At 73.2% G+C, this 17,486-nt stretch carries 18 protein-coding genes and 2 riboswitches; of the genes, 10 read left to right on the forward strand and 8 right to left on the reverse strand.

From position 1 onward, the window contains the following. Positions 1–127: 127 nt before the first annotated feature. The 4 genes from ACSDG8_RS01230 (at position 128) to ACSDG8_RS01245 (ending at position 3,448) form a co-directional block, all read left to right on the forward strand. Positions 128–715 carry a MerR family transcriptional regulator gene (locus ACSDG8_RS01230; RefSeq protein WP_210899611.1) on the forward strand — a complete coding sequence of 196 codons (588 nt, stop codon included), beginning with the start codon at positions 128–130 and terminating at the stop codon, positions 713–715. Between the two features lie 435 nt (positions 716–1,150). Further along, the gene (locus ACSDG8_RS01235; protein ID WP_210899613.1) at positions 1,151–1,540 is read left to right on the forward strand and encodes a group I truncated hemoglobin; all 390 of its coding nucleotides are present in this window, start codon (positions 1,151–1,153) and stop codon (positions 1,538–1,540) included. Positions 1,541–1,542: 2 nt separating this feature from the next. After that, positions 1,543–2,709, forward strand: coding sequence for a globin domain-containing protein (locus ACSDG8_RS01240; RefSeq protein WP_210899615.1), 1,167 nt, complete (start codon positions 1,543–1,545; stop codon positions 2,707–2,709). A gap of 55 nt (positions 2,710–2,764) precedes the next feature. Continuing rightward, complete coding sequence (locus ACSDG8_RS01245; protein ID WP_210899617.1) at positions 2,765–3,448, forward strand: DivIVA domain-containing protein; 684 nt, start codon at positions 2,765–2,767, stop codon at positions 3,446–3,448. Positions 3,449–3,500: 52 nt separating this feature from the next. Here the strand turns inward: ACSDG8_RS01245 and ACSDG8_RS01250 are convergent, their stop codons facing one another. Next, a complete protein-coding gene (locus tag ACSDG8_RS01250; protein WP_210899619.1) occupies positions 3,501–4,157 on the reverse strand; it encodes an NAD(P)H-binding protein in 657 nt (218 codons plus the stop codon). 153 nt (positions 4,158–4,310) lie between these two features. On the opposite strand from ACSDG8_RS01250, the gene ACSDG8_RS01255 reads away from it, so the two are divergent. Both ACSDG8_RS01255 and gcvP read left to right on the forward strand, forming a co-directional pair. Then, positions 4,311–5,153: an NAD-dependent protein deacetylase gene (locus ACSDG8_RS01255; protein WP_210899620.1), complete on the forward strand. Its 843-nt coding sequence runs from the start codon at positions 4,311–4,313 to the stop codon at positions 5,151–5,153. Between the two features lie 59 nt (positions 5,154–5,212). Next, positions 5,213–5,303: riboswitch (glycine riboswitch) on the forward strand. A gap of 72 nt (positions 5,304–5,375) precedes the next feature. Continuing rightward, entirely contained in the window at positions 5,376–8,198 is a 2,823-nt protein-coding gene (gcvP, locus tag ACSDG8_RS01260) for an aminomethyl-transferring glycine dehydrogenase (RefSeq protein ID WP_210899622.1), read from the forward strand. A 94-nt stretch (positions 8,199–8,292) separates the two neighbouring features. Here gcvP and ACSDG8_RS01265 read toward each other — a convergent pair whose 3' ends face one another. Next, a complete protein-coding gene (locus ACSDG8_RS01265; RefSeq protein ID WP_013286363.1) occupies positions 8,293–8,493 on the reverse strand; it encodes a DUF5999 family protein in 201 nt (66 codons plus the stop codon). 123 nt (positions 8,494–8,616) lie between these two features. On the opposite strand from ACSDG8_RS01265, the gene ACSDG8_RS01270 reads away from it, so the two are divergent. Further along, positions 8,617–9,810 carry a chorismate-binding protein gene (locus ACSDG8_RS01270; protein ID WP_210899626.1) on the forward strand — a complete coding sequence of 398 codons (1,194 nt, stop codon included), beginning with the start codon at positions 8,617–8,619 and terminating at the stop codon, positions 9,808–9,810. A 112-nt stretch (positions 9,811–9,922) separates the two neighbouring features. On the opposite strand, the gene pip is transcribed toward ACSDG8_RS01270, so the two are convergent. Beyond that, a complete protein-coding gene (gene pip / locus ACSDG8_RS01275) occupies positions 9,923–10,888 on the reverse strand; it encodes a prolyl aminopeptidase (RefSeq protein WP_439427534.1) in 966 nt (321 codons plus the stop codon). A gap of 46 nt (positions 10,889–10,934) precedes the next feature. Between pip and ACSDG8_RS01280 the strand changes: the two genes are divergently transcribed. Further along, complete coding sequence (locus ACSDG8_RS01280) at positions 10,935–11,432, forward strand: MarR family winged helix-turn-helix transcriptional regulator (RefSeq protein WP_210899636.1); 498 nt, start codon at positions 10,935–10,937, stop codon at positions 11,430–11,432. 21 nt (positions 11,433–11,453) lie between these two features. Next, the gene (def, locus tag ACSDG8_RS01285) at positions 11,454–11,963 is read left to right on the forward strand and encodes a peptide deformylase (protein ID WP_210899640.1); all 510 of its coding nucleotides are present in this window, start codon (positions 11,454–11,456) and stop codon (positions 11,961–11,963) included. Here the strand turns inward: def and ACSDG8_RS01290 are convergent. Together ACSDG8_RS01290 and ACSDG8_RS01295 are read right to left on the reverse strand one after the other, a co-directional pair. After that, on the reverse strand, positions 11,943–12,746 hold the full coding sequence (locus ACSDG8_RS01290) for a GNAT family N-acetyltransferase (protein WP_210899646.1): 804 nt from the start codon (positions 12,744–12,746) through the stop codon (positions 11,943–11,945). The genes def and ACSDG8_RS01290 overlap by 21 nt on opposite strands. Then, positions 12,731–13,447, reverse strand: coding sequence for a sulfite exporter TauE/SafE family protein (locus ACSDG8_RS01295; protein ID WP_439428021.1), 717 nt, complete (start codon positions 13,445–13,447; stop codon positions 12,731–12,733). The genes ACSDG8_RS01290 and ACSDG8_RS01295 overlap by 16 nt, the downstream gene beginning before the upstream one ends. Positions 13,448–13,675: 228 nt before the next feature. Between ACSDG8_RS01295 and ACSDG8_RS01300 the strand changes: the two genes are divergently transcribed. Continuing rightward, positions 13,676–14,455, forward strand: a complete 780-nt coding sequence (locus ACSDG8_RS01300; RefSeq protein ID WP_210899651.1) for an endonuclease/exonuclease/phosphatase family protein — start codon at positions 13,676–13,678, stop codon at positions 14,453–14,455. 3 nt (positions 14,456–14,458) lie between these two features. Here the strand turns inward: ACSDG8_RS01300 and ACSDG8_RS01305 are convergent, their stop codons facing one another. The 3 genes from ACSDG8_RS01305 to ACSDG8_RS01315 all read right to left on the reverse strand — a co-directional run bounded on the left by ACSDG8_RS01305 (position 14,459) and on the right by ACSDG8_RS01315 (position 17,477). Then, entirely contained in the window at positions 14,459–15,325 is an 867-nt protein-coding gene (locus ACSDG8_RS01305; RefSeq protein ID WP_210899653.1) for a bifunctional 5,10-methylenetetrahydrofolate dehydrogenase/5,10-methenyltetrahydrofolate cyclohydrolase, read from the reverse strand. A gap of 13 nt (positions 15,326–15,338) precedes the next feature. After that, a riboswitch (ZMP/ZTP riboswitch) is annotated at positions 15,339–15,420 on the reverse strand. Beyond that, a complete protein-coding gene (locus ACSDG8_RS01310) occupies positions 15,419–16,438 on the reverse strand; it encodes a hypothetical protein (RefSeq protein ID WP_439427535.1) in 1,020 nt (339 codons plus the stop codon). It overlaps the preceding riboswitch by 2 nt. A gap of 40 nt (positions 16,439–16,478) precedes the next feature. Beyond that, positions 16,479–17,477: a tyrosine-type recombinase/integrase gene (locus tag ACSDG8_RS01315; protein WP_439427536.1), complete on the reverse strand. Its 999-nt coding sequence runs from the start codon at positions 17,475–17,477 to the stop codon at positions 16,479–16,481. Between the last annotated feature and the right edge of the window lie 9 nt (positions 17,478–17,486).

The raw sequence follows: 17,486 nt of genomic DNA on the forward strand, positions 1-17,486 counted from the left end.
CGCGCGGCGTGTCGCGGTGTCTCCTGCGGGTGAAGGACGGGCGGCGGCGATAGGGTTGCCGTGTCGAGGGGTGCGCGTGACGGGGAGTCGGCGCGACACCGCCACGGGCGCGGGGAGGTTGGTCCGGATGCACGAGCCACGGGATCCTGGTCCGGGTGCGGAGCAGCAGGCGGGTGTGGGGCCTGAGTCGGTCGGTGACGGCGAGGTCGGCTACCGGGGTGTGACCGCGTGTTCGGCGGTGGGCATCAGTTACCGGCAGTTGGACTACTGGGCGCGTACGGCGCTCGTGGTGCCGAGTGTGCGGGACGCTTCGGGTTCGGGGACGTCGAGGTTGTACTCGTTCCGCGACCTGGTGGTGTTGAAGGTCGTGAAGCGGCTGTTGGACGCCGGGGTGTCGTTGCAGAACATCCGCAAGGCGATCGAGGCGTTGCGGTCGCGTGGGGTGGACGATCTGGCGGGCATCACGTTGATCTCCGACGGGACGACTGTGTACGAGTGCCGGTCGCCGGAAGAGGTGGTCGACCTGTTGCAGGGCGGCCAGGGGGTGTTCGGCATCGCGATCGGTGGGGCGTTCAAGGAGATCCAGGGTTCGTTGTCGCATCTGCCGGCGGAGCCGGTGGGTGTGCAGGAGCCGGTTGCCCCGGTCGCGGAGCCGGAGTCGGACGCGGTGGGTGACGAGCTGGCGGTGCGCCGGGCGCGGCGCCGGGCCGGGTGACCTGCGTCGCGTCTCGTTGACGGGATCGCGCCGCGCCCGAAAAGGGTGCGGCGCGATTCGTGTTTTGGTGACGGGGTGTGCTGTGTGGTGGCCGGCTGGGTCCGGCGCGCTGGGTGGGCGCGGCCCGGTCGGTGTATTCGCAGGTCGCGGCGGGTCGGGGCGCTATGTCCGAAAGGGACGGTACGCGTCGCGGGCTGACCAGGGGTGGTGGGCTGGCTGCGGTGCGTTCATCGGATTCGCCGCTGTTGTTGACTGTCCGTAGTTGACGGTTCTCGGGATGGGGACAGGGGCGGCGTGAAGCGTCGTGGCAGGCGCGCTATCGTCCGTTCCGGTCGTCGGCGTGTCGGCATCACGGTGGAACGCTGTGTGACGCCGCGCCGGACGGCGAGCCCCTGACGCGGCGCTGCCCGCGGACCCCTGGTGGAAGGACCGAGCATGACGGTGACGAGCGAGACCACCCCGATCTCCCACTACGAGCGCATCGGCGGCGCGGCGGCGGTGAAGGCCGCGGTGGAGTTGTTCTACGACAAGGTGCTGGCCGATCCGGATCTCGCGGGCTACTTCACCGAGGTGGACATGGTGGAGCAGCGGCGGCACCTGGCGTTGATGCTGGCGGTGGTGCTGGGCGGGCCGAACGAGTACGCCGGCCGTGGGCTGGCCGAGGCACACCAGCCGCTGAACATTCCGGGTGCGCACTACGCGAAGGTCGGTGAGCACCTGACGGCGACGCTCGTGGAGCTGGGCGTGCCGGCCGACGTGATCGCCGACGTGCAGGTCGTGCTGGGGCAGGTGCGCGAGCAGGTCGTGTCGGCGGGGGATGCCTGAGCGTGGACGCGGCACGGCTGAAGCAGAGCTGGTCCCTGGTCGCCGCGCACGGCGACCAGGTGCCGCTCTACTTCTATTCGACGCTGTTCCTGGCGCATCCGGAGACCCGGCAGATGTTCCCGACGAACATGGCCGGCCAGCGGGATCGTCTGGTGGCGGCGCTGGGGCACGTGGTGTCCCACGTGGACCAGGTGGACCGGCTGGTCGGGTTCCTGCGGGACCTGGGCGCGGATCACCGCAAGTTCGCGGTGCGCGCCGAGCACTATCCGGCGGTCGGTGAGGCGCTGCTGGCGACGTTGCGGCATTTCTGCGGCGAGGCGTGGACCGAGGAGCTGGCCGCCGACTGGACCGCGGCGTACGGCCTGGTGGCACAGGTGATGACCGACGGCGCGAAGGCGGCGGAGTCGCAGTCGCCGCCGTGGTGGGTGGCGGAGGTGCTGTCGCATGAGCAGCGCACGTTCGACGTGGCGGTGCTGACGGTCCGGCCGCAGTATCTGCTGCCGTTCGCGCCGGGACAGTCGATCGGGGTGTCGCATCCGGCGGTGCGGTCGTGGCGGTACTACTCGCCGGCGAACGCGCCGCGTCCGGACGGCACGGTGGAGCTGCACGTGCGGGCCGCGCCGGGTGGTGTGGTGTCGTCGCGCCTGGTGTACGGGTGCGCGGCCGGTGACCAGATCCATCTGGCGTCGCCGGTGGGGGACCGGTTGACGTTGTGGCAGGCGGGGTCGTCGGATCTGCTGCTATTGGCCGCGGGTACCGGCTGGGCGCCGGTGAAGGCGCTGGTGGAGCAGGTCGCGGCGGAGGGTTCGGGACGGCGGGTCGACCTGTATGTGGGGGCCCGGTCGCGGACGGAGTTCTACGACAGCGAGGCGATCGACAAGTTGGCGGCGACGCATCCGTGGCTGCGGGTGTCGTATGTGGCCGGATCGGATCCGCGGCGACCGGGGGAGATGGTGCGGCTGGCCGACCGGGTGCTGGCCGACGGGGACTGGCGGTCGAGGCACGTGTACGTGTGCGGGTCCGACGAGATGGTCGGTGATTCGGTGGCGGCGTTGACCGCGGCGGGTTACCAGCCGGGCCAGGTGCACCACGAGGGTTTCGGCAAGCACTGGTACGGCCCGTCCTGGCGGACGGTGGCCGGTTCCGAGGGAACAGAGGTGATCCGGTGAGCGCGAGGAGTGAGCCGGGGTTGCGAGCCCCGCAGTCGCGAGCAGAGGTGATCCGGTGAGCGCTAGCCCGATCAGCAGCTATGACGCGCAGCACGTGTCGGGTCCGGTGCAGGTGCGGCTGACCGCGGACCGGGTGCGCCGGTGGGAGTTCGGGTCGGCGGCGTTCACCCGGCGCGGGTACGACCCGGCCGACGTGGACCGGTTTCGGTTGCAGGTGGCCGACGAGCTGGATCTGCTGGCGGCGCAGGTGGGGGATCTGCGGGCGGAGAACGAGCGGCTCAACGACCATCTGGAGTTGCACCGGCACGGGGTGATCCCGAGCGCGGAGAAGACGGTGGCGGCGCCGGCGGCGAAGGAGGTCAACCTGCTGTCGGCGGCGCAGCGGGAGGCCGAGCAGATCATCGCGCAGGCGCACGACTACGCGCGCCGGGTCGCCGAGTATGCCCGTACCCAGTACGAGAGTTACATGCGGGCGGCGGCGGAGGAGGCGAAGCAGGAGGCCGAGCGGGCGGTGGCGGAGTACCGCAGCGCCGCCGGGGGCAGCTTCGACGACTCGGTGGCGACGCGGGAGGCGCTGCGGATCTTCGGCGAGATGATGATCTCCCACATGCAGGCGGCGGCCCGGCATCTCGACGACGGTAGCGAGCAGTTGGCGCGCACGATGGAGCGGATCTCCCGGGAGCTGCCGCCGGCTGGTGGCGGCGCGCCGCAGCCGGCGTTGCCCCGGCATCAGCGGTGACCGTACCGCCCGGCCTGCCGTGCGGCGGGCCGGGCGGTGAGGGTTCGGCGGGTCAGTCGGTGACGGCGTTGATCGCCTCGGCGATGGGGGTGTCGCCGCCGACGAGTTCCAGGGTGTGCCCGGCGGTGCCGGGGGCGTGGAGCAGGGCCAGCAGCACGCGGGCCACGTCGGCGCGGCTGATCGCGCCGCCGCTGACGTGCCGGGCCAGCGTGATGCGGCCTTCGGGTTCGTCGTCGGTGAGCCGGCCGGGCCGCAGGACCGTCACGTCGAGGTCCCGGCCGGTGACGTCGTCCTCGGCGGCTTTCTTGGCCCGCAGGTACGCCGACCACACCTCGTCGGTGCCTTCGGTGGGCGCGTCGTCCACGCCCATGGAGGAGACCAGCAGGTAGCGGCGTACTCCGGCGCGTACGGCGGCGTCGGCGAGCAGCACGGCGGCGCCGCGGTCGACGGTGTCCTTGCGGGCGGCTCCGCTGCCGGGTCCGGCGCCGGCGGCGAACACGACGGCGTCGGCGCCGGCCAGGTGGCCGGCGAGGGTGTCGACGTCGGTGTGTTCGAGGTCGCAGACGACCGGTTCGGCGCCGGCGGCGCGCAGCGCGGCGGCGTGGTCGGGGTTGCGGATGAGTCCGAGCGCGGTGTCGCCGCGTCCGGCCAGTTCCCGCTCCAGCAGTTTGGCGATCTTTCCGTGCCCTCCGGCGATGACGACGCGCATGGGCTCAACCTAGCCCGGCGCACCGGCCGCCGCCGGGCGACCGGCCTCGTTGATCATGAGGTTGGCGGTGCGACACGCCGGGCCGGACCACCGCCAACCTCATGATCACCGGGCGGGGTGGGCGGCGGGTGGGAGGCGAGGGACCATGGACGGGTGAGTGAGGCGTTCGAGGCGTTGACGCGGCTGGTGGCCGCCGGGGACGTGGTGGTGCTCAGCGGCGCCGGCCTGTCCACCGAGTCGGGCATCCCGGACTACCGGGGGCCCAGCGGCGCGGCGCGCCGGCACACCCCGATGACGTACCAGGACTTCACCCGGGATCCGCTGGCGCGGCGGCGGTACTGGGCGCGCAGCCACCTGGGCTGGCAGACCATCGCCCGGGCGGCCCCGAACGACGGGCACCGGGCGGTGGCCCGCCTGCAGGACGCCGGGCTGCTCGGCGGCATCATCACCCAGAACGTCGACGGGCTGCATACCGCGGCGGGCGCGACCGGGGTGATCGAGTTGCACGGCCGTCTCGACGAGGTGACGTGCCTGGACTGCGGCAACGCCACCGGCCGCGAGGAGCTGCACCGGCGCCTGTCGGAGGCGAACCCGGGCTTTGACGCCCGGGTGGCGCACGTCAACCCCGACGGCGACGTGGACCTGCCCGACGAGGCGGTGACCGGGTTCCGCACGATCGACTGCGGCCTCTGCGGCAGCGGCATGCTGAAACCGGACGTGGTGTTCTTCGGCGAGACGGTGCCCGCGCCGCGGGTCGCGGACTGTTTCGCGCTGGTGGAGCGGGCCCGGGCGTTGCTGGTGCTCGGCTCGTCGTTGACGGTGATGTCGGGGCGGCGGTTCGTGCTGCGCGCGGCCCGCCACGGCATCCCGGTGGCGATCGTCAACCAGGGCGTCACCCGCGGCGACGGGTACGCGACGGTGCGCCTGGACGCGCCGCTGGGCGCCACCCTGAGCGCGCTGGCCGACCGGTGCGCGGCGGCCCCGGCGCCGGTGTGATCAACAACCCCGGGACATGAGCCGGAAACACGGCCGCTGGTAGCGTTGGGGGTGCCGGTACCACCCACGTGGGAGAGACCGTCGACCCGACGGCGCCGAAGGGGCAGATTCTCCCCGGAACCTCTCAGGCAAAAGGACCACGTGGGCAGGCGCTGTGGAGCGCGTCAGCGCGACTCAGGGGGAGGCCGATCCGTCGACCTCGCCCCACAAGGAGCGCAGCGCATGACCGTAGAGCAGTTCGCCGACCGGCACATCGGCCCGGGCCGCGACGACGAGCGCCGGATGCTGGAGGCCGTCGGTTACAGCTCCGTCGACGAGCTGATGGACGCCGCGATTCCCGAGGTGATCCGCTGGCACGGCACCCTGGACCTGCCCGCCCCGGCCAGTGAGCGGGAGGCGATCGCCGAGCTGCGCGCCCTCGCCGCGCGCAACACGGTCGCCGTGTCCATGATCGGTCTGGGCTACCACGGCACCCACACCCCGGCGGTGATCCGCCGCAACGTGCTGGAGAACCCCGCCTGGTACACCGCGTACACGCCGTACCAGCCGGAGATCAGCCAGGGCCGGCTGGAGGCGCTGCTGAACTTCCAGACCATGGTCACCGACCTGACCGGCCTGGCCACCGCGAACGCCTCGATGCTCGACGAGGGCACCGCCGCGGCCGAGGCGATGACGCTCGCGCGCCGCGCGTCCAAGAGCAAGAGCCCGGTGTACGTGGTGGACGCCGACGCGCTGCCGCAGACCGTCGCGGTGATCGCCAGCCGCGCCGAGCCGCTCGGCATCGACGTGCGGGTGATCGACGTCGAGCGTGACGAGCTGCCGGCGGAGTTCTTCGGCCTGCACCTGCAGTATCCGGGCGCGTCCGGGGCGGTCCGCGACCACCGGGCGCTGGTCGAGGCGGCGCACGGCGTGGGCGCGCTGGTGACCGTCGCGGCGGATCTGCTGGCGTTGACGCTGCTGCGCCCGCCGGGTGAGATCGGCGCCGACATCGCCGCCGGCACCACGCAGCGGTTCGGTGTGCCGATGGGCTTCGGTGGGCCGCACGCCGGTTACCTGGCGGTGCGTTCGGGCCTGGAACGGATGCTGCCGGGCCGCCTGGTCGGGGTGTCCCGCGACGCGGACGGCAACCCGGCGTACCGGCTGGCGTTGCAGACCCGCGAGCAGCACATCCGCCGGGAGAAGGCGACCAGCAACATCTGCACCGCGCAGGTGCTCCTCGCCGTGATGGCCGGCATGTACGCCGTCTACCACGGCCCGGACGGGCTGCGGGCCATCGCCCGGCGTACCCATGAGGCGGCGGCGCGGCTCGCGGCCGGGCTGCGCGCGGGGGGCGTGCAGGTCGGGGACGTCGCGTTCTTCGACACCGTCACCGCGGTCGTGCCGGGCCGCGCCGCCGACGTGGTGGCCGCGGCGGCCGAGCGCAACGTGAACCTGCGGCTGGTCGACGCCGACCGGGTCGGCATCTCCTGCGACGAGACCACCACGGCCGCGCACCTCGCCGCGGTGTGGGCGGCGTTCGGCGTCGACACCTACGACGGCGACGCCGACGCGGCCCTGCCGGACGGGCTGGCCCGCACGTCGGGGTTCCTCACCCACCCGGTGTTCTCCAGCCACCACTCGGAGACGGCGATGCTGCGCTACCTGCGCCGCCTGGCCGACTTCGACTACGCGCTGGACCGCGGCATGATCCCGCTGGGGTCGTGCACGATGAAGCTCAACGCCACCACCGAGATGGAACCGATCACCTGGCCGGAGTTCGCGCACCTGCACCCGTTCGCGCCGGACGCACAGACCGCCGGGTACCGGGAGCTGATCGCGCAGCTGGAGGGCTGGCTGGCCGAGGTGACCGGCTACGACGCGGTCAGCGTGCAGCCGAACGCCGGGTCGCAGGGTGAGCTGGCCGGGCTGCTGGCGATCCGCGGCTACCACCGCGAGCGCGGCGAGGCCCACCGCGACGTGTGCCTGATCCCGTCGTCGGCGCACGGCACGAACGCCGCGTCGGCGGTCATGGCCGGCATGCGCGTGGTGGTGGTCGGCTGCGACGCCGACGGCAATGTCGACCTGGTCGACCTCGACGCGAAGATCGACAAGCACCGGGACGCGCTCGCCGCGATCATGGTGACGTACCCGTCGACGCACGGCGTGTACGAGACCGGCATCGCCCAGTTGTGCGCGAAGGTCCACGACGCCGGCGGCCAGGTGTACGTCGACGGCGCGAACCTCAACGCGCTGGTCGGGTTCGCCAAGCCGGGCCGCTTCGGCGCGGACGTGTCGCACCTGAACCTGCACAAGACGTTCTGCATTCCGCACGGCGGCGGCGGCCCCGGCGTCGGGCCGGTGGCGGTGCGGTCGCATCTGGCGCCGTTCCTGCCCGGTGACCCGCTCGGGGCGCGCGCCGACGGGCGGCCGGCGATCTCGGCGGCGAACCACGGGTCGGCGGGGATCCTGCCGATCCCGTGGGCGTACCTGCGGATGATGGGCGCCGACGGGCTGGCCCGCGCCACCGGCGTGGCGGTGCTGGCCGCGAACTACGTGGCGGCGCGGCTGCGCAACCACTTCCCGGTGCTGTACGCCGGCAACAAGGGCCTTGCCGCGCACGAGTGCATCCTGGACCTGCGTCCGCTGACGAAGGCGACCGGGGTGAGCGTGGACGACGTGGCGAAGCGGCTGATCGACTACGGCTTCCACGCGCCGACGATGTCGTTCCCGGTGGCCGGGACGCTGATGGTGGAGCCGACCGAGAGTGAGGACCTAACCGAGCTGGACCGCTTCTGCGACGCGATGATCGCGATCCGGGCGGAGATCGACAAGGTCGGCTCGGGGGAGTGGCCGGCGGGGGACAACCCGCTGTCCAACGCGCCGCACACCGCGGCGATGGTGTCCGCCGACGAGTGGCCCCACCCGTACCCGCGGTCGGTGGGCGCCTACCCGGCCGGTGTGGACCGGGCGGGCCGGTACTGGCCTCCGGTGCGGCGCGTCGACGGCGCGTACGGCGACCGGAACCTGGTCTGCTCGTGCCCCGCGCCGGAGGCGTTCGAGGACTGAGCGGCTGACGCCGGGGCGGTGGGCTCTCGCCGCCCCGGCCGGGGCGCCGGCCGGTCATGGCCGACGCGTACGCTCACTGACGCTGCGTGATGGCTCAGGCGACGAGAGCGTGGCGGGCCGGACCTCGGTGCGGGGCGATGGTGCGTCCGTCGGGGAGCAGCTCACCGGTGTCCTCGAAGACGATGACACCGTTGCAGAGCAGGCTCCAGCCCTGCTCAGGGAAGCAGGCTAGGACGCGGGCGGCCTCGCGGTCGGTCGCGTCGGCGGAGGGGCAGGTGGGCTGGTGCTGACACATCGGGTTCTCCGGACTGTGGGGGCACTGTGTCATGGTTCACATGACCAGTGACGCACAGTACCAAGGAAAACTGAGCGGCAACGAGCAAGGATGCGTCTTGTTCACCCAGAATGGGCTGAACGGATGACCCGTAACGGCCCGGACGTCGTGGAAGCGCTCCCACAGGTGGAGGTCGATGTTCCCGGCGCGCCGCCCGGATGCCGCCGCCGGCTCGTCGAGACCGCCCGGCTGCACTGGCGTATCGGCGACGGCGGGGACCCCGCCGACCTGGCACAACGCTTCCTCGCCGCGCACGGCATCACCCGCGACGACCTGAACCGGCCCGGCCGCCACGACCCCGGTCACGCTGTGTGCGGGGCGGCGCTGTACCTGTCCGCCGCCGCCGGCGCGTACACGCTCGGCGTGTCGCCCGGCGCGCCCAGCCCCGCGCCGGTGCTGCCCGACCTCGTAGTGGTCGTCTACCACCACACCGACCGGCCGACGCCGACCCCACCACCGGCGGGCGCCGGGTGGCGGCTCGGGCCGTGGCGGGACAGCTGGACCCCGGCCGCGCACGCCGCCGCCGTCGACGCCGTCCGCGCCGCCATCGCCTGCGGCGACGTCTACCAGACCAACCTCGTCGGGCACGCCGCCGCCGCGTACACCGGCGACCCCCTGCCGGCGCTGGCCCGCCTCGCCGCGCTGCCAGGCGCCCGCTACGGCGGCACGCTGCGCGGGCCCGGCTGGGCGCTCGGCTGCGCCTCCCCGGAAACCCTCATCGCGGTCGAGCACGACCGGCTGGTCACCCGCCCCATCAAGGGCACCCGCCCCGCCACCGCCGCCGGCCGCCGCGAGCTGCTCGCCTCGGCCAAGGAACGCGCCGAACACGTCATGATCGTCGACCTGGAACGCAACGACCTGGCCCAGGTGGCCCGCACCGGCTCGGTGCGCGTCGACGAGCTGTTCGCCGTACGCCGCTGGTGCGACCTGTGGCAGGCGGAGTCGACGGTGTCCGCGGCCCCCGCCGACGGCCTCGGCCTGGCCGACCTGCTGCGCGCGCTGTGCCCCGGCGGCTCGGTCACCGGCGCCCCCAAACGCGCCGCGCTGGCGCAGATCGCCGAGCTGGAGCCGGTCGGACGCGGCGCGAGCATGGGCGCGCTCGGCTGGGTCGGACCCGACCGGCTCGACCTGGGCCTGACCATCCGCACCGCCGCCGCCGACGGGAACCTGCTGCACCTGTGGGCCGGCGGCGGCATCACCTGGGACAGCGACCCGACCGCCGAGGTCGCCGAGGCCGCCGCCAAGGCCGCCCCGATCCGCGCCCTGCTCGCCGGCTGACCCGTCCGGTACGCCGCGCCGCACCGCGCCGCGGCGGCTTCGGACAGCGGCCGGGCTCCGTGGCGGCGTCGCCCGGAGCGCTCAGACCGGTGGGGCCGCGATCGGCGGCGGCTCAGCCGGCGGCGCGGCCCGGCGCGGCGGCGAAGGAGTCCAGGGCGGCGACCACCCGCTCGCCGATGCCGTGCCCGCCGCCGTGCCCACCGGACTCCACGATCTCCAGCCGCGCGTCCGGCCAGTCCCGGGTCAGCTGCCACGCGATGTCCGGCGGGCCGCTGACGTCCAGCCGGCCCTGCACCAGCACCCCCGGAATGCCGGCGAGGCGGCCCGCGTCGGCCAGCACCTGCCCGTCCGGCTGGAAACCCCGGTGGGCGAAGTAGTGCGTCACCAGCCGGGCGAACCCGTACCGGAACACCGGATCGGCGAACCGAGGGCTCGGCGTGTACCCGCCCGCGAGGGAAACGTGCACGTCCTCCCAGTCGCACCAGTCCCGCGCCGCCCGCTCCCGCACCGCCGGGTCCGGGTCGTTGAGCAACCGGGCGTACGCGGCCGACAGGTCACCGTCACGGTCGGCCTCCGGCACGCCGTCGCGGAACCGCGCCCACTCCTGCGGGAAGACCCGGCCCATGTCGCGGGTCAGCCACTCGATCTCCCGGTCGGTGTTGGCGACCACGCTGAACAGCACCAGCGCGGTGACCCGCTGCGGGTGCCGTTGCGCGTACGCCAGGGCCAGCGACGACCCCCACGACGCGCCGCACAGCAGCCACCTGTCGATCCCCAGGTGCGCGCGCAGCGCCTCCATGTCGGCCAGCAGATGCCCGGTGGTGTTCACCGACAGGTCGGTGGACGGATCCGACGCCGGGGGAGTGCTGCGCTCACAGCCACGCTGGTCGAACAGCGCGATCCGGTACGCGGCCGGGTCGAACAGCCGCCGCCACGACGCGCCCGCGCCCGAACCGGGTCCGCCGTGCACCACCAGCGCCGGCCGGCCGTCCGGGTTGCCGCACGTCTCCCAGTACACGCGCTGCCCGTCCCCGACATCCAGCATGCCGTGGGCGTACGGCTCGATCGGCGGATACATATGGCCTCCCCGGATGAGATACAACAGCGCTGTTACATTAGTGGACGTGACCGCCCCCGACCGCGACGCCCTCGGCACCCTGCTGCGCCACGTCCTGGACGTCCTCGACGGCGACGTCGCCGCCGTCCACCAGCGGCTCGGCCTCACCGACTACCGGCCCCGCTACTCACCAGTCGTCCGCGCGCTCGTCGCCGACGGCCCGCTGCCCATCCGCGACCTCGCCGCCCGCGTCGGCGTCACCCACTCCGCCGCCAGCCAGACCGTCGCCCAGATGCGCCGCGCCGGCCTCGTCGACCTGCGCCCCGGCGCCGACGCCCGCCACCGCATCGTCACCCTCACCGACCGCGCCCGCGCCCTGCTGCCCGCCGTCGAAGCCGAATGGGCCGCCACCACCACCGCCGTACGCCACCTCGACACCGAACTGCCGGTGCCGCTCGCCGACGAGCTGTACGCGGTCCTCGCCGCCCTGCGCCGCCGGCCCCTGCGCGACCGCATCGCCGACACCGGCCTGCTGGACACCCCACCGGACACCCGCGAACGGTAAGCAACGGATAGCCTTCCGGACATGACTATGCGCCCGATCCGGATCATCGGCGACCCCGTGCTGCGCACCCCCAGCGAACCCGTCACCAGCTTCGACGCCGAACTACGCGCACTCGTCGAAGACCTGATGGACACGCTGCTCGGCGCACCCGGACGCGCCGGCGTCGCCGCACCCCAGATCGGCGTCAACGCCCAGGTGTTCGTCTACGACGCCGACGGCCACCGCGGCCACATGGTCAACCCCACCCTGGAAGTGTCCGACGAACTCCAGGACGACGACGAGGGCTGCCTGTCCATCCCCGGCCTGTACTTCCCGACCCCCCGCGCCATGCACGCCACCGCACACGGCTACGACCAGCACGGCGAACCGCTCACCATCAGCGGCAGCGGCTTCCTCGCCCGCGCCCTGCAACACGAGACCGACCACCTGCGCGGGCGCCTCTACGTCGACACGCTGCGCGGCGACACCCGCCGCCGAGCCCTGCGCGAGATCCGCGCCGGCCGGTTCGACTCACCCAGCCGAGGCCGCTGACGTCAACGCGCACTCGGTGAACCCGGCCACCCGGGAGAACCCCAGCCGCTCGTACAGGCGCACCGCCGCCGCGTTGTCCGCCCGCACGTTCAACGTCACGTGATCCACCGACGCGAGCAGCCGCGCGCACAACGCCGCCACCACACCCGCGCCCAGACCCCGACCCCGCACGTCCGGATGCGTCGTCACGTTCCCCAGCGCCGCCACCCGCCACCGCGGCGAGAACACGTGCACCCCCGCCACCGCCACCAGCCGGCCACGCTCCCGCACCCCCACGTACTGACCCGTCTCCAGCATCCGCGCGTCGAACCAGTTCCCCGGATACGCCACCGCGTACAAACCGGAAAGCTCCGCCGCGTCCGCCGGCCCCAACGGCTCACCCACCGCCGGCACCTCCGCCAACCGGCCCGGATCCGTCAACGCCATCCGGTGATGCGCCGCCGCCTCCGACACCACGAACCAGCGGCCCAGCGTCGCCTCCAGACCGGGGGACAGGTGCGCCCACATCCGCGCCGGCAACACCGGCGCCGCCTCCGCCAGCAACCCCGCCAGCCCCGCCACCTCATCCGGCGCCGCGAACGCCAGCAACGTCGGCAACGCCACCCCGTGATACAGCAACACCACCTGGTCGTCACGCCGGAACCACGACGTGTACGGCCAGAAGAAATCGTCCAGATCGCCCAACTGGTACGCGTGCAACACCGGATCCCGGCCCAGCAGACCCGCCAGCACCGCCCGATCGTGCTCCGCCCGCACCGCCACCGCGATCAGCCCGCCACCCACTGGTCGTAACCCAACCGGACCACCAACGCCAGCACCACCACCAGCAGCACCACCCGCACGAACCCGGCACCCCGCCGCAACGCCATCCGCGCGCCCACCGCCGCCCCCACCACGTTGCACACCGCCATCGCCGCACCCAACGCCCACCACACGTGCCCGGTCAACCCGAACACCACCAGCGCACCCAGATTCGTGCCCGCGTTCACGACCTTCGCCATCGCCGACGCGTGCACGAAATCCGAACCCAGAATCGCCGTGAACGCCAACACCAGGAACGTCCCCGTCCCCGGCCCGATCAACCCGTCGTACAAGGCGATGCCCAACCCGGCCACCGCCACCGCCACCACCACCCGCCTCGGCGTCCGCCGCGACGACGACACCACACCCAGCGACGGCCGCGCCAGCACGAACACCGCCACCGCCACCAGCACCACGAGCACCACCGGCCGGTACGCGCTACCCGGCACCGCACCCGCCAACGCCGCGCCCAACCCCGCCGTCAACACCGCCAACCCGGCCGCCGGCCCCGCGACACCCCAGTCCAGCTTCGTCCGCCGCGCATACGTCACCGCCGCCGTCGACGTACCGAAGATCGCCGCCAGCTTGTTCGTGCCCAACGCCGTCGCCACCGGCACACCCGGCGCCGCCACCAGCAACGCCGGCAACAACAACAGGCCACCGCCACCCACCACCGCGTCCACCCACCCCGCGACAAGGGCAGCGCTCAGCAACGTCGTCAACGACAGGGCATCCACCGCCGCATTCTGCCCACCCCGCCACCAGCGACAACGCCACCTGTGGCCAGCCTCACCGGCCTCGGCGACGCCGCAACCACATCCCCACCGACGCCACCGCCACGAACACCAGCATCGAACAGCACAGCAGTCTCAGCACCCGGCAAGACTGCCACGACGACGTAGGGTGTCCAGGTGCGCCTGGCCACCTTCAACCTGCTGCACGGCCGATCACTCACCGACGGACTCGTCGACCCCGACCGGCTCACCGCCGCCGTCACCGCACTCGACGCCGACGTCCTCGCCCTGCAGGAAGTCGACCGCGACCAGAGCCGCAGCGGCAAACTCGACCTCACCGCCCTGGCCGCCCGCGCCCTGCACGCCGACCACCACCGCTTCGCCGCCGCCGTCGTCGGCACCCCCGGCGAACAGTTCCGCCCCCTCACCCACGACGACGACGGCCACGGCGAACCCCTCTACGGCATCGGCCTGATCAGCCGATATCCCGTCCGCTCCTGGCAGGTCACCCGGCTGCGCGCCGCCCCCGTCCGCTCACCCATCTACGCGCCCGGCCCCGGCGGCGGCCTCATCCTGCTCCGCGACGAACCCCGCGTCGTGCTCGCCGCCGTCCTCGACACCCCCCACGGCCCCCTCACCGTCGCCGCCACCCACCTGTCCTTCGTCCCCGGCTGGAACGTCTGGCAGCTACGCCGCGTCGTGCGCGCCCTGCGGACCCTGCCCGCGCCCCGGATCCTGCTCGGCGACCTCAACCTGCCCGCCGGACCCGCCGCCGCGCTCACCCGCTGGCGACCCCTGGCCCGGCGCCCCACCTACCCGGCCGGGCAACCCCGCGTCCAACTCGACCACATCCTCGCCGACCGGCACGCGCTCGACCGGCTCCCACCCGTCACCGCCGTGCACACCCCGCTGGCCACCATCTCCGACCACCGGCCCCTCGTCGTCGACCTCGGCTGACGCTCAACCCAGCCCGCTCTGCCGCCGCGCCGCCTCCACCGCGTTACGGAACAACATCGCCACAGTCGTCGGACCCACCCCGCCCACACGCGGCGTGATCGCCCCCGCCACCTCGGCACACGACTCGTCCACGTCCGGCAGTAACCGCCGCCCCTCGTACCGCACACCGCCACCGACCACCACCGCGCCCGGACGCACATGCTCCGGCCGCACGATCCCCGGCACCCCCGCCGCCGCCACCAGGATCTCCGCCCGCCGCGTGTACCGAGGCCAGTCCGCCACCCCCGTGTGCACCACAGTCACCGCCGCGTTCGCCGTCGGCCGCTTCTGCGCCAGCAACATCGCCAACGGCCGCCCCAACGTCGCACCCCGGCCCAGGATCACCACCTCCCGGCCCGCCACCGGCACACCGTGGAACGCCAGCAACGCCTCGATCCCCGCCGGCGTACACGGCAACGGACCCGGCAACCCCAACGCCAGCCGGCCCATGTTCACCGGATGCATCCCGTCCACGTCCTTGTCCGGGTCCAGCTCCGCCAACGCCCGGTCGTAGTCCAGGTGACCCGGAATCGGGTACTGCACCAGCACCCCGTGCACCGTCTTGTCCGCGTTGAAATCCGCCAGCACCGCGTGCAGATCCGCCTGCGACGCCGACGCCGCAAGATGCACGTGCGGCGACACGAAACCCAGCTCCGCCGCCTGCCGTTGCTTGATCCGGATGTAACCCGCGCTCGCGTCGTCGTCACCGACCAGCACCGTCGCCAGCGCCGGCGTCACCCCCGCCGCACGCAACTCGGCCACCGACGCGGCGACCTCCGACAACACCTGCTCCGCCACCGGGGCACCCGGCAACAACCGTGCAGAAGACATACGACACCTCGCCCGCGAGGGCCCAGGCGGTCGACCCCCACGACGAGCTCCCCGATGGTTCACCCATCCCCGTGCCGCCAGTCGCGTTCCCCCTCAGCCTGCCACAGCTTCCGCCGCCACCGCATCCACCACCGCCTGCCAGCGCGGCAACGCCGCCAGCAGCCCGTCCGCCCGCCGCCGCCGATCCGCCGCCGACGCCACACCCAGATCCGCCAGCACCGCCCCGAACGCCCGCTCCCGCTCCGGCGCCACCGCACCCAGAACCACATGACACCGCGCGTACGTCACCAGCACCCAGAACATCGCCTCCCGATGCCGGCCCGCCGCGATCAGCTCAGCCGCACCGTCGAACACCACCGGCCGACCCGCCGTGCCCAGATCCGCCCCGAACGCGAACCCCTCCCGCGGCAGCCGCGCCACCTCGTCGAACACCACCGCCAACCCGGCCAGATGCTCCCGCACCCGCGCCGCGTCCAACCCCACCCCGCCGCCGTCAAGCGTGTCCAGCAGCTCCGGATACCGATCGGCGAACCCGAACCGCGACAACACCCGCTCCGCCCGCACGTACCGCCGCCGCACCGTCGGATCCACCAGCCCTGCCACCGCCGGCCACACCGCCAGCAACGACGTCGGGAACACCCACGCCAGCACCTGCTCCGCCGGCGACCCCGAGCCGCCGACCGCCCGCAACCCGTTCTCGATCCGCCGCCGCACACCGGCACACCGCGCCCGCACCCACACCGGATCCGCGAACCCCGCCGCCACTCGCTCCCGCAGCGCGCCCAGCCGGCCCGACGGATCCGCGATCACCCCATCGGTACGCAACATCGGCGCGAACACCCACGACCCCAGCACATCCTCTGGGCCGCCCAGCTCCTCCCACGTGATCGTGCTGACCTCCAGCAGCACACCCCGGTGCACGAACTTGCCCACCTTCGCGCCGGAATCCCGGCTCACCAGCAGCACGTCCACGTCCGACCACGCAGGCAGCACCGCGTCGTCCGGCAAGCCCACAGTCGACCCGCTGAACAACGCCCCCTCGACCGACGGGTCGACGCGCATCCGCTCCCGCACCCACCCGACCGCAACCGCCCGCGCCACACCAACCCGCATCCCGCCGATCCTGCCAGCAGGTCGGACCGCCGCGCGCCCGTCATCGCGGCGGCATCAACCCCGACAACGCCCGATTGGTGCGGTTCGCCGCCACCGCCGCCCGCTGCTGACCAGCAGTCACCTCGATGTACGTCTGCGACGACGCCAACGACGCATGCCCCAGCAACCGCATGATCTCCGCCGCGCTCGCCCCGTCCTCCGCCAACCGCGTCGCGAACGTGTGCCGCAACGCGTGCAACCGCGCGCCCCGCGGCACCCGGTCACCGATGCCCGCGCGCCGGTAACACGACTCCACCAGGTACTGCAGCCCGCCCCGCCGCAACGCCTCACCCTGCCGGTCCACCAGAAACGGCGAGTCCGGCCGCACACTGCGCGACCCGAACCGGTGCCGCCGACTGTCGAGATAACCCGCCAGCACCCGGTCCACGGCGTCCTCGATCGGCACCGTACGCGGCCGCCCACCCTTACCCGCCACGTCCACCCGCCGCTCGCCGTCGCGCCCTGCCACCGACGACACCCGCAGCGCCAGCAGCTCCGACAGCCGCAACCCCGCGCACAACGCCAGCGCCAGCACCGCCAGGTCGCGCTCCGGCCACGGATCGCGCTGCCGGCCCTCCGCGCGCGCCACCGCCGCCAGCAGCTCCTCCGGGGTGTCCTCGCCCCGCAGCGGCTTGGGCCGGGGGAGCGGCGTCCGGGGCCGCCCCACCGCCGGCATCGGATTTCCCGGTACGACGCCCTCCGCCACCAGGAACGTGAAGAAGCTGTTCCACGTCGACCAGGCACGATGGACCGACGCGGCGGCGCGGGGAGCGGCGAACCGCGCGAACGCCGCGCGCATCACCTTGGGGGAGAGGGCACCGACCGCCAGCCGGTCCAAGGGGAGGGGAGTGGCGTCATCCTCGGGGTCGACCAGCGCGGCCACTGTGGTCAGATCCCGCCGGTACGCGGCCAGGGTGTGGGGGGAGGGCTTACGGGTGGCCCGGGCGGTCAGGAACTCCTCGATCAGAGCACCTACCGTTTCGTCCGGTTTGTCATGCATAAGGGATAT

Source organism: Micromonospora sp. LA-10 (genome assembly GCF_051853095.1).
GTDB lineage: Bacteria > Actinomycetota > Actinomycetes > Mycobacteriales > Micromonosporaceae > Micromonospora > Micromonospora echinospora_A.

Coding starts and splice junctions, on each gene's coding strand:
- ACSDG8_RS01235 (WP_210899613.1), top strand. CDS start 1,151: ATGACGGTGACGAGCGAGACCACCCCGATCTCCCACTACGAGCGCATC.
- pip (WP_439427534.1), bottom strand. CDS start 10,888: ATGTATCCGCCGATCGAGCCGTACGCCCACGGCATGCTGGATGTCGGG.
- ACSDG8_RS01315 (WP_439427536.1), bottom strand. CDS start 17,477: ATGCATGACAAACCGGACGAAACGGTAGGTGCTCTGATCGAGGAGTTC.
- ACSDG8_RS01250 (WP_210899619.1), bottom strand. CDS start 4,157: ATGCGCGTCGTCATCGCCGGAGGGCACGGAAAGATCGCCAAACTGCTG.
- ACSDG8_RS01230 (WP_210899611.1), top strand. CDS start 128: ATGCACGAGCCACGGGATCCTGGTCCGGGTGCGGAGCAGCAGGCGGGT.
- ACSDG8_RS01305 (WP_210899653.1), bottom strand. CDS start 15,325: ATGTCTTCTGCACGGTTGTTGCCGGGTGCCCCGGTGGCGGAGCAGGTG.
- def (WP_210899640.1), top strand. CDS start 11,454: ATGACTATGCGCCCGATCCGGATCATCGGCGACCCCGTGCTGCGCACC.
- gcvP (WP_210899622.1), top strand. CDS start 5,376: ATGACCGTAGAGCAGTTCGCCGACCGGCACATCGGCCCGGGCCGCGAC.
- ACSDG8_RS01265 (WP_013286363.1), bottom strand. CDS start 8,493: ATGTGTCAGCACCAGCCCACCTGCCCCTCCGCCGACGCGACCGACCGC.
- ACSDG8_RS01270 (WP_210899626.1), top strand. CDS start 8,617: ATGACCCGTAACGGCCCGGACGTCGTGGAAGCGCTCCCACAGGTGGAG.
- ACSDG8_RS01310 (WP_439427535.1), bottom strand. CDS start 16,438: ATGCGGGTTGGTGTGGCGCGGGCGGTTGCGGTCGGGTGGGTGCGGGAG.